A 12,660-nucleotide genomic window follows, 5' to 3' on the forward strand; every position below is an offset into this window, starting at 1 on the left:
ACTGAACTTTTCAGTCTCCTTTACACTATTTTTGTGACATATTAAACAAATCCATATATACATTGGTTTTGTCTTTATATAAATTCATTTACCTTTGGCTGAAAACCAATATGTACCATGAGTAAACCGCAAATCACCATCAAAGACATTGCCCGCGAACTGGGGGTATCGCCCTCCACCGTATCGAGAGCACTGAAGGACAATCCGGACATCAGCCAGGAGACGAGGGATGCTATACATAAGTACGCGCGCGAACATAATTATAAGCCCAACGTACTGGCACTGAACCTGCGCACCAGCCGTTCGAACACCATCGGGGTCATCATCCCCCAGTTAGTTCACCACTTCTTTTCGTGTGTGCTGAGCGGCATTGAGAGAACGGCGGCCGAAGCGGGCTACAACATCCTGGTGGCGCAAAGCAACGAGGAGTACGAGCGGGAGGTAAAAATCGTTCACTCCTTCCTCGCCGCACGGGTTTGCGGAGTCATCACTTCGCTCGCCAAAGACACATCCCGATATGACCATTACCAGGAATTGCTGGACAACAATATTCCTATCGTTTTCTACGATCGCATCTGTACCGGTATCAACACCGAACGGGTGGTGGTAGACGATTACGCCGGTTCGTTTGCCGCCGTGGAGTATATGATACAGACGGGCTGCAAGCGCATCTTCTTTTATAGCGCCGCTCCCCACCTCGAAATATCGAAAAACCGGCGGAACGGTTATATGGACGCGATGAAAAAGTATCGGATTCCGGTGGACCAAAGCATGATAAAGTTATGTGACAGCCGCGAAAAAGCGATCGCCATCACACCCGCTCTGCTCGAAAGGCCGGATCATCCGGACGGCTTCTTCGCCATCAATGACGAAACAGCTTCGGGCATCCTCTACTCGTGCAAACTGACCGGACGGAAAGTGCCCGACGAAGTGTCCATCTGCGGATTCACCGACGGCGCCATCGCCCAAAGCACAGATCCGAAGCTGACCACAGTGGAGCAACATGGCGAAGAGGTGGGCAAAAGCACCATCAGGCTGCTGATAGACAAACTGGAAGGGAACGATGAAGGAAAAAGCGGTAATAAAATCGTGCGTACCAACTTAGTGGTACGGGGAACGACGAAATAAATCTACTTAATAAATACACCATGAAAGTAAAGCCTGACTTAAGTTTTTGGAAGCTGTGGAATATCAGCTTCGGTTTTTTCGGCGTGCAGATAGCCTATGCCCTTCAAAGCGCCAACATCAGCCGTATATTCGCCACGCTGGGCGCCGACCCGCACAGCCTGAGCTATTTTTGGATACTCCCTCCGCTGGCGGGAATCATTGTACAACCGATCATCGGAGCTGCCAGCGACAAGACATGGACCCGTTTCGGACGACGCATCCCCTACCTTTTTGCGGGTTCGCTGCTGGCGGTATGGGTGATGTGCCTACTGCCTAATGCGGGAAGTTTCGGTATGGCAGTCGGCACGGCCATGATCTTCGGACTGGTAGCGTTGATGTTTCTCGATACTTCCATCAATATGGCGATGCAGCCTTTCAAGATGCTGGTGGGTGACATGGTGAACGAGAAACAGAAAGGGCTGGCCTACTCCATTCAGAGTTTCCTGTGCAATGCGGGTAGCCTGATGGGCTATCTTTTCCCATTCATCTTCACATTTATCGGGATCAGCAACACGGCGGACAAGGGCACGGTGCCCGACTCGGTGATTTACTCGTTCTACATCGGCGCCGCCATCCTGATTCTATGCGTCATCTATACCACAGTAAAAGTGAAAGAGATGCCTCCCAAAGAGTTTGAAGAGTTCCATGGTATCACGGCGGACGAAAAGAAGGAAAAAGCCGACTTTATCTCCCTGCTGAAGCATGCTCCCAAAGTGTTTTGGACGGTAGGGCTGGTACAGTTTTTTTGCTGGGCCGCCTTCATGTACATGTGGACCTACACCAACGGTGCCATTGCCGCCACGGTGTGGGGCACTACGGACGTCCAAAGCGCCGGCTATCAGGAAGCGGGCAACTGGGTAGGCGTGCTGTTCGCCGTGCAGGCCATCGGATCAGTCATCTGGGCTGTGATATTGCCATTGTTCAAGGCCCGCAAACAGGCCTATGCCCTGAGCCTCGTACTGGGTGGCATCGGTTTCATATCCACCCTGTTCTTCCACAACGAATATCTGCTGTTCATCTCTTATCTGCTGATCGGCTGTGCCTGGGCCGCCATGCTTGCCATGCCGTTCACTATCCTGACCAATTCGGTTTCGGGCAAAAACATGGGGGCTTACCTAGGACTGTTCAACGGAACCATCTGTGTACCGCAAATCGCCGCCGCCCTTGTCGGAGGAGGACTGCTCCACCTCGTCGGGGGGCATCAGGTGAACATGCTGGTGCTGGCAGGCGTACTCCTGATTGCAGGTGCCATTTGTGTATATTTCATCAAAGAGACGATGGCGCATCACGAAGCGTAAAAGTATACTGCGGAAAGACAAAAAGTGCTCCATAAGCAGCTATAGCGCGAATGACTTTTGAGTTTAAAAGAGAGGGGGTATTGGTTTAAAATCAAAGTACCCTCTCTTTTAAACCAAAGGCTACCTGATTTTAAACCAACGCAACCTCCGTCGGCAAGGGATAAAAGAATACCTTCATAACAAAATAAATCGCCCCTTACCTGTCGCTGATCCGGAATCATCTCCCACCATTCGTACCATAAAATAGCACGAAAGATAAAAAGAGCGCAGAGTTTTATCTGTTATCCACTGTCGGCACGGACTTTTTTTGTATCTTGGGTGCCGTAAACAACCGACTCAATCTTAAAAAGCCATGAAACAATTCCTCAAGGTAGACGAATGGAACATCATAGAAGAGGGTTTTCACCCCGATAACATGCGCGCTTCGGAAAGCATATTCAGCCTCGGAAACGGCCGGTTCGGACAGCGGGGAAATTTTGAAGAAACCTATAGCAGTGACAGCCTGCAAGGCTCGTACGTGGCAGGCATCACCTTCCTGGACCGAACCCGGGTGGGATGGTGGAAAAACGGATATCCCCGTTTCTTCTCGCGCGTCCCCAACGCACCGGACTGGAGCGGCATTTACCTGAGACTGATCGATGAGGAGCTGGACCTGGCCCATTGGGATGTAGAAGCATACAGACGACGACTCGACATGCGCGAGGGAATCTCTTACCGCGACTTTCGGGTGACCTCACCCAAAGGCCACACGCTGGAAGTACACGTAGAGCATATCAACAGCCTGGCAAACCAAAATCTTTGTCTGATAAAGTACAGTGTGACGTCGGTGAACTACGAAGGTAAAATCTCCCTGGTACCCTTCCTGAACGGCGACGTAAAGCACGAGAACTCTAATTTCGACGAAAAAATGTGGAACATCCTGCGGGCCGAAGCTACTAACGAGTACGCCTACCTCTGGGTGCAAACCAAGCATGAGGATTCACAAATCTGCCTGGGCATGACTTACCAGTTTTATAAAAACAGCAAACCCACCCATATCAGTCCCATCAAAATAGAAAAGGAGAAATTGACAGGATTCAGCGCCGGTGCCGATGTGAAACCGGGTGACCGGGTGACTCTGGAAAAATATGTTGCTATCCTCTCCTCTCTGCAATGCGACCGTCAGGAGTTGGTGGAGTATGCTGTGGACGAAGCGCAAGCCGCCAAAGAGCAGGGTTGGGAAGCACTGGTCGGCGCGCACAAACAGCAATGGGAAGAAATCTGGGAGGAAAGTGATGTGATGATCGAGGGAGACCCGGCAGCGCAACAGGGCATCCGTTTCAACATCTTCCAGCTGAACCAAAGCTACCGGGGAGACGACGCGCGCCTGAACATCAGCCCCAAAGGATTTACCGGTGAGAAATATGGCGGAAATACACAATGGAACACCGAACTGTGCTGCGTGCCCTACTTCCTGTTATCGACCCCGAGAGAAATATCACGGAAACTCTTGCTATACCGTTACAACCAACTACCCAAAGCCATCGAAAACGCACGCAAACTGGGATTCGGCGGCGGAGCCGCCCTCTATCCGATGGTGACTATCCATGGAGAAGAGTGCCACAACGAATGGGAAATCACATTCGAAGAGATACACCGCAACAACATCATCGTGTATGCCATCATGCAATTTTCGAGGGTAACAGGCAACAAAGAATATATCGCCTACTACGGTCTGGAAGTGATGATCGCCATCAGCCGTTTCTGGAGCCAGCGAGTCTCTTTCTCGGAAGCCCGACAGAAGTATGTGCTGCTCGGGGTAACCGGACCCAATGAATACGAGAACAATGTAAACAACAACTGGTACACCAACTACTCTTGCGTGCAGTGCCTGCAAAGCACCATCGAATGCCTGGAGATGGTGGCGCATGAATATCCGGAAGAGTACAACCGGATACGTCGCTCAACCGAGTTCCGGCATGCCGAAGAGACGGCGCGATGGAAGGAGATCATCGAGAAAATGTATCTGCCCGAAGACAAAGAACGCGGTATCTTTGTGCAAGACGACGGCTATCCGGACAAAGTGCTGGGTACGGTAAACGATATTCCCGTCAACGAACGGCCGATCAACCAACACTGGTCGTGGGACCGGATTCTGCGCTCGTGCTACATCAAGCAAAGCGATGTGCTGTTGGGACTTTTCCTCTATTATGAACATTTCGACCGGGAAACCATCCGTCGCAACTTCCGGTTTTACGAACCCCGCACCGTACACGAATCTTCTCTTTCGCCTTTCGTGCATGCCATTCTGGCTGCATGGATAGGAGATACGGAAGAAGCTTACCGTCTCTTCCTGCATTCCACACGCCTGGATCTGGACGACTACAACAACGAGGTGCACCAAGGCCTGCACGTCACCAGTATGGCCGGAAGTTGGCAAATCATTGTACGCGGATTCGCGGGAATGAAAATACTGGACGGACAACTCGACCTCACTCCCATCATTCCCGAAGCATGGGACAGCTATACTTTCAAAGTAAATTTCCGCAACTGCACCTTGCAGATGAAAGTCGGAAAACAAGAGATAAAAATCTCTCTTTTAGAGGGATATGAATTGAACATACGCATCTCCGAAGTTGTTTATAACCTGAAAAAGGGTAAAGATTTGATTGTACCGAAACAAAATTAAGGCAGGGAGTTCTATGGCAGGACTCAAAGGAACATAAAGGCAAAAAGATATACTTCTTTGATTTTCAAACAGGTAAGGAAAATTACACCTTCTTATGCTCTCTTCGGTAAATCAATATTTCGTTAATAATATGAAATATACAAACCGGAAAACTGTTTTTGGTTTTTTAGTTTTATATCTTTGCGCCCTCAAAATGTGACTAAACAGACTATTAATTACTTTAAAACGAACTAAAGGAGTTCGCCACAACACCATACAGAGTTTCTTTTCTATTGTTTCCACTCTGTGGAACTCTCTGTGAATCTGTGGTGAAAGGAACAAAAAACACTTAGCGTATAATCAATGGGAAATATGAAAAAAAACTATGGATGTATCCTCGCAGCCCTCATTCTACTGACGGCTTGCGGACAAAAGAAAGAAGACAGTGTGACAACAGTACGCCCCGTAAAGACGGCCAGGGTAGAGTCCCGGTCGGAAATCAGAAAAGACTTCTCGGGCATTGTAGAGGCTGTGGACTATGTGAAACTGGCCTTCCGCGTGAGCGGACAGATCATTAACCTGCCAGTCGTAGAAGGCCAAAGGGTCAAAAAAGGACAACTGATTGCCGCTATCGACCCGCGTGATCTGGCTTTGCAATACGCGGCAGACAAATCGGCTTACGAAACCGCCGCCGCACAAGTGGAGCGTAACAAACGATTGCTGGCACGGCAAGCCATCTCGGTACAGGAATATGAAATCAGCGTATCGACCTTCCAACAAAAAAAGTCGGCCTACGAACTTTCAAGCAATAATATGCGGGACACCAGACTGACGGCTCCTTTTGACGGCTCGATCGAGAAGCGGTTAGTAGAAAATTACCAACGCGTGAACTCGGGAGAAGGCATTGTACAGCTGGTGAACACCAAAAAACTACGCATCAAATTCACTATCCCCGACGCTTACCTTTACCTGCTCCGCTCCAAAGACCAACGTTTCCGCGTAGAATTCGACACCTACCGCGGGCACATCTTCAACGCCAAACTGGAGGAGTATCTCGACATATCGACAGACGGTACCGGTATCCCGGTGACCATCACGATCGACGATCCGGCTTTCGACCATGCCCTGTACGAAGTAAAACCGGGCTTTACGTGCAGCATACGCTTCTCTGCCGATGTAGGCCCGTTCCTGGAAGAGAGCATGACGGTGGTGCCGCTGAGCGCGATATTCGGTGAAAGCGAAGGTAACAAAACCTACGTATGGGTATTGAACGGAAACCAAGTGAACCGTCGTGAAGTAACCGTTTACTCTCCTATGGGAGATGCACAGGCTTTCATTTCAAAAGGATTGAAAGCAGGCGAGACTGTGGTGACAGCCGGTGTGACACAACTGGTAGAAGGTGAAACGGTAAAGGAACTGAAATAAGAGTGCCCGTTCAACGCAATAATTAATTTCACCACAGATTACACGGATTAACACAGATTTTTTAATCTTATTATCAATAATATAAATCATTAATCTGTGAAAATCCGTGTAATCTGTGGTGCACTCAAAACCATATACAATCATGAATTTAGCCAAATATTCATTAGACAATACCAAAGTAATCTACTTCTTTCTGGCTGTATTGCTGATCGGAGGAGTCTTCTCTTTCGGCAAACTGGGAAAGAAGGAAGACGCTCCTTTTGTCATCAAATCGGCCGTCATCATGACGCGCTATCCCGGTGCCGAGCCTGCCGAAGTGGAACGGCTGATCACCGAACCCATCTCCCGCGAGATACAAAGCATGAGCGGAGTATACAAAATCAAGTCCGAATCCATGTATGGCATTTCCAAAATCACATTCGAACTGCTCCCTTCGCTACCCGCCTCTTCCATCCCTCAGAAATGGGATGAACTGCGACGCAAGGTACTTAACATACAGCCACAGTTACCCAGCGGCTCTTCGGTACCGACGGTTTCGGACGACTTCGGCGATGTGTTCGGTATTTATTACGGACTGACGGCCGACGACGGATTCAGTTATGAAGAGATGAGAAATTGGGCCGAACGCATCAAGACACAGGTAGTCACTGCCGACGGAGTAATGAAAGTAGCACTCTTCGGCACACAGACCGAAGTGGTAAACATCTCCATCTCCGTGAACAAGCTGGCGGGTATGGGCATCGATCCCAAACAACTGGCCGGCCTGTTGCAATCGCAAAACCAAATTATCAACACCGGAGAGATTACAGCCGGCGAGCAACAGCTACGCGTGGTGGCCAACGGCATGTACACCACAGTGGACGACATCCGGAACCAGGTCATCACCACCCGGGCCGGACAGGTAAAACTGGGAGACATCGCTGTGATAGAGAAAGGATACATGGACCCGCCGAGCACCATCATGCGTGTCAACGGTAAACGCGCCATCGGTATCGGTGTATCGACCGACCCGCAACGAGACGTGGTACTGACGGGAGAAATGGTAGACAAGAAACTGGCCGAACTCCTCCCCCTGATGCCCGTAGGACTGAATCTGGAGAGTCTTTATCTCGAAAACGTCATAGCCAAAGAGGCCAATAACGGATTTATCATCAACCTGATAGAATCCATACTGATCGTTATTGTCATCATCATGCTGGTGATGGGAATGCGCGCCGGAGTATTGATCGGCACTTCGCTGGTTTTCTCCATCGGAGGCACACTGCTTATCATGTCATTCATGGGGGTAGGACTCAACCGAACGTCACTTGCGGGATTTATCATTGCCATGGGTATGCTGGTGGACAATGCCATCGTGGTGACGGACAACGCCCAAATAGCCATCGCCCGCGGTGTGGACCGCCGGAAAGCATTGATTGACGGAGCCACCGGCCCGCAATGGGGACTGCTGGGCGCCACATTCATTGCCATCTGTTCGTTCCTGCCGCTCTATCTGGCACCTTCGTCGGTAGCCGAGATCGTGAAGCCGCTCTTTGTCGTACTGGCCATTTCGCTGGGGTTAAGTTGGGTACTGGCACTGACGCAGACCACCGTATTCGGAAACTTCATCCTCAAATCCAAAGCAAAGAATGCCGGCAAAGATCCGTATGACAAACCGTTCTATCACAAGTTCGAAAAAATACTGAGCGTTTTGATTCGGCGGAAAATCGTGACGCTGGGGTCGATGATCGTACTCTTTGTCGTCTCTCTGGTAGTAATGGGAATGATGCCGCAAAACTTCTTCCCGTCTCTGGACAAGCCTTACTTCCGTGCCGACGTGTTCTATCCGGACGGATATGGAGTAAACGATGTGGCCCGGGAAATGAAAAAAGTAGAAGCTCACTTGCTGAAACTGCCGGAAGTGAAGAAAGTATCGATCACCTTCGGAAGCACTCCGTTGCGTTACTATCTGGCATCGACCTCAGTCGGTCCGAAACCGAATTTTGCCAACGTACTGGTAGAACTGAACGACAGCAAGTATACCAAGGAATATGAAGAGAAGTTCGATGTATACATGAAGGCCAACTTCCCGAATGCCATCACCCGTACCAGCCTGTTCAAGCTGTCACCGGCTGTGGACGCGGCCATCGAAATCGGCTTCATCGGTCCCAATGTGGATACGTTGGTAGCACTGACCAACCAGGCGTTGGAAATCATGCACCGGAATCCCGACCTTATTAATATACGTAACTCCTGGGGAAACAAAATTCCTATCTGGAAACCAATTTACAGTCCGGAGCGGGCACAGCCGTTGGGAGTATCCCGTCAGGGCATGGCACAAAGCATCCAGATCGGGACGAACGGTATGACATTGGGTGAATTCCGCCAGGGAGACCAGGTACTGCCTATCTTATTGAAAGGCAATAGCGTGGCAGATTCCTTCCGCATTAACGACCTGCGCACACTGCCCGTATTCGGCAATGGTCCCGAGACCACCAGTCTGGAACAGGTGGTGTCGGAATTCGATTTCCGATATCGCTTCTCAAACGTGAAAGACTATAACCGGCAGTTGGTGATGATGGCGCAATGTGACCCGCGACGGGGAGTGAACGCCATCGCAGCTTTCAACCAGATATGGTCTCAGGTACAGAAGGAAATCAAGATTCCGGAAGGCTACACCTTGAAATACTTTGGTGAACAGGAGAGTCAGGTGGAATCGAACGAAGCTTTGGCAAAGAATCTGCCGCTGACCTTCTTCCTGATGTTTACCACCCTGCTGCTGTTGTTCAAGACGTATCGCAAGCCGACAGTCATCCTGCTGATGCTTCCACTGATATTCATCGGCATCGTATTGGGATTACTGCTGTTGGGCAAATCGTTCGATTTCTTCGCCATTCTCGGCTTGTTGGGACTGATCGGTATGAATATCAAAAACGCCATTGTACTGGTAGACCAGATCGACATCGAAAATCAATCGGGACTCGATCCGCGCAAAGCGGTGATCAAAGCAACGATCAGCCGTATCGTGCCGGTAGCCATGGCTTCGGGTACAACAATCCTGGGTATGCTTCCGTTGCTGTTCGACGCCATGTTCGGCGGAATGGCGGCTACCATCATGGGCGGACTGCTCGTAGCTTCGGCACTGACCCTGTTCGTGCTTCCGGTAGCCTATTGCGCCATTCACAGGATTAAGGGATAAAGAAACGAATTAAAAATCTAAAAGTATATGATGAAGAATAAACTTATACTTCTATTTGCATTGGGACTCTGTGCGCAAGTGCAGGCACAAGTCCCGCATCTGAGCCGTGAGACATACCGTGAACGTGTGGAAGCCTATAGCCAGGTGCTGAAACAGCAACATCTGAAATCGATGGCAAGCACGGACGCACGGAAAATAGCCTTTACGGGATTTCTGCCCAAAGTGGACATCTCTGCCGAAGGAACACTGAACCTGAAAGAGATGGATTCATGGGACGGACCGGCCGGACAATATCGTAATCACACGTACCAAGGCATATTCGTCGTGTCGCAGCCACTCTATACCGGAGGTGCCCTGCAGGCCCAGAACCGCATAGCCAAAGCCGACGAAAAACTCGACCAGCTGAGCGAAGAACTGACACGTGACCAAATCCACTACCAGAGCGATGCCTTCTATTGGAATGCTTCTTCGGCCCGTGCCATGCTCAATGCTTCGGCCCAATATCAGGAGATCGTTGAAAAACAATATGAAATCATCCAGGATCGCTTCAAAGACGGCGCTATCAGCCGCACAGACCTGTTGATGATTTCGACACGCCGCAAAGAGGCCGAACTTCAATACATCAATGCACGCCAGAACTATACGCTGGCTTTGCAAAAGCTTAATATCCTGATGGGAGAAGAGCCTAACGCACCTGTAGACAGCCTTTGCGCCATCGGTGTCGTATGCCCGCCTGTCACCCTGCTTCCATTGGATGATGTGCTGCAACGCCGGGCCGATTTCGCCAGCACAGAAGTCAACATACAGAAGAGCGAAGCCCAACGAAAAGCAGCCTTGAGCCAATACAATCCGCAAGTAAGTATGTACGTCACCGGCGGATGGGCAACAGCCTCTCCCAATATGGGATATGACGTGAAGTTTACTCCCATTGTGGGAATGAGCGTAAATATCCCTGTATTGCGCTGGGGAGCAAGATTCAAGACCAACCGGCAGCAGAAGGCTTACACAGGTATCCAGAAACTACAGCAAAGTTACGTAGTAGACCAGATCAACCAGGAATTGGCAGCCGCACTGACCAAGCTCAAAGAGACGGAAGAGCAGGTAAAGACAGCTGAAGAAAACAAAGAACTGGCTGAGGAAAACCTGGACCTGATCACCTTCTCTTATAATGAAGGAAAGGCAAGTATGGTCGATGTACTGTCGGCGCAGCTTTCGTGGACACAGGCACACACCAGCCTGATCAACGCTTATCTGGCGGAAAAAATGGCAGTAGCGGAATACCGCAAGGTCATCAGCGAATAAACAGAAGCTTCATTCTATACAAACAGAGGCTCAATTCCGGGTGAATTGAGCCTCTGTTTGTTGTATAGGAAGGCTCTGTTCCATCCAATCAAAGGAGAAAAAGTTGTTCATTTTATCCACATTCCAATATAGACAATCAATATTTTATATAAAATATAATACAAAAAGGGTATAATATACAACTTTTATCGTATATTTGCTGTCACAAACAGAATGAATGACTAATTCTAAACACGAAAAGAATGAAAGCTACGCATTGGATGATGTACACCCTACTGGGAATCACGCTTCTTTTAACCGCGTGTGTTGACGATGACAAAGACCTCTCACAGCCCAAAGAACCGGAGAAAACAACAGATCTGATCATTCCGGATGATGCGGACTGGACTACTACACGAAGTGTCAATCTCTCGATCCACTCTCCTGTGGCAACCCGGGTAGCGATTTATACCGACGCAGCATGTACTGACGAAAGTTTGCTGGCAGAAACACCCGTATCCGATATCTCTAAAAGTATCGAACTGGATGTAGCGAAAGCAAACCGGGCATTATATGTACAGTATCCTGCCGGCAAAGGGAAAGAAGTGATAAGCGTTCCGATCAACAGAGCTTCTACACGTGCGGAACTGTCGATTAAACTGCCGGAAAACGTGAGTGGCTTCGATACAAACGGAGGAGAAGGCGCATATAGCTACCAATGGTATCCCGTCAAAGGGGGAGAAGCTACTCTTATGATGGAAGATAATTGGCCGGAAACAGGAGATTATGACTTTAACGACTTCGTTATCGGATATCGCACACAAGCAACCTTCTTCGACGGACACGGCGGAAGCAAGGAAGATTACGAACAAGACGGACTTGAAATCAAGATCACTTTCCGTGCGATGGGCGGGTATCTGCCCTACCGTTTAGGACTGCAACTGGATAAAACACATGCCCGATACATTGATGACGTGATTGAAATAGAAGGAAACGACCTGGTTAAAATGGAGCTTCAGAATCCCGGAGAAGATGCGCCCGCCATCTTTATCTTTACAGGAACAGAACAATTAAGAAAGCGGAACAATGGCGGAACATTCTATAATACCGAACCTGACCACGCAATAGCGAACAACGATCTGGTGACCATCAAATACAGATTAAAGATAAATTGCTTCAAAAATTTAGAAAAGACTCAGGCACTGTGGGCAGCAGCCACATCAGAAAATCAGAACTTCTTCCTGCAAAAAGAGAAAAACGGAGGACGCGAAATCCACTTGAGAGGCTACGAACCGACAGCTTATTACAGCAATTCATACGCCGGCGAGGCAGGCGGCAATATGCGTACCGATATTAAATATTGCAGTACTGACAACTTTGTGTGGGGTATAAAAATTCCTGTCGCCATCCCGCATCCCATCGAGAAGATAGACATCATGCAGGTCTACAGCAAGTTCAGGAGTTGGATCACCGAACCGAACCATTCGGATCCAAGCAGTCCGGACTTCAATGAAAACTGGTTCAAATATTATGATACGTCGAAAGTAATAGGATAAGCTATCAGACAGACTATTTCCTGTTTTCACATAGATATTTGTTTGATTTGTTTTTCAGCCTACCCGGTCATTCCCCCCTTGACCCGTGGTAGGCTGAAGTTTTTTTAT

At 49.2% G+C, this 12,660-nt stretch carries 7 protein-coding genes; all 7 read left to right on the forward strand.

The window, feature by feature from the left end; all coding sequences use genetic code 11:
• Positions 1–117 precede the first annotated feature (117 nt).
• The 7 genes from BF9343_RS15100 (at position 118) to BF9343_RS15130 (ending at position 12,552) form a co-directional block, all read left to right on the forward strand.
• Complete coding sequence (locus BF9343_RS15100) at positions 118–1,128, forward strand: LacI family DNA-binding transcriptional regulator (protein ID WP_005789577.1); 1,011 nt, start codon at positions 118–120, stop codon at positions 1,126–1,128.
• Positions 1,129–1,148: 20 nt separating this feature from the next.
• Positions 1,149–2,465 (forward strand): MFS transporter, encoded by a 1,317-nt coding sequence (locus BF9343_RS15105; RefSeq protein ID WP_010993286.1) that lies wholly within the window; start codon positions 1,149–1,151, stop codon positions 2,463–2,465.
• 352 nt (positions 2,466–2,817) lie between these two features.
• Positions 2,818–5,133 carry a family 65 glycosyl hydrolase domain-containing protein gene (locus BF9343_RS15110; protein ID WP_010993287.1) on the forward strand — a complete coding sequence of 772 codons (2,316 nt, stop codon included), beginning with the start codon at positions 2,818–2,820 and terminating at the stop codon, positions 5,131–5,133.
• 351 nt (positions 5,134–5,484) lie between these two features.
• The gene (locus BF9343_RS15115) at positions 5,485–6,537 is read left to right on the forward strand and encodes an efflux RND transporter periplasmic adaptor subunit (protein WP_005789585.1); all 1,053 of its coding nucleotides are present in this window, start codon (positions 5,485–5,487) and stop codon (positions 6,535–6,537) included.
• Positions 6,538–6,679: 142 nt separating this feature from the next.
• Positions 6,680–9,715 carry an efflux RND transporter permease subunit gene (locus tag BF9343_RS15120; protein ID WP_008661179.1) on the forward strand — a complete coding sequence of 1,012 codons (3,036 nt, stop codon included), beginning with the start codon at positions 6,680–6,682 and terminating at the stop codon, positions 9,713–9,715.
• 27 nt (positions 9,716–9,742) lie between these two features.
• Positions 9,743–11,017 (forward strand): TolC family protein, encoded by a 1,275-nt coding sequence (locus tag BF9343_RS15125; RefSeq protein WP_005789589.1) that lies wholly within the window; start codon positions 9,743–9,745, stop codon positions 11,015–11,017.
• A gap of 242 nt (positions 11,018–11,259) precedes the next feature.
• On the forward strand, positions 11,260–12,552 hold the full coding sequence (locus tag BF9343_RS15130; RefSeq protein ID WP_009292941.1) for an LruC domain-containing protein: 1,293 nt from the start codon (positions 11,260–11,262) through the stop codon (positions 12,550–12,552).
• Positions 12,553–12,660: the final 108 nt, after the last annotated feature.

The organism is Bacteroides fragilis NCTC 9343, from assembly GCF_000025985.1.
GTDB classification, from domain to species: domain Bacteria; phylum Bacteroidota; class Bacteroidia; order Bacteroidales; family Bacteroidaceae; genus Bacteroides; species Bacteroides fragilis.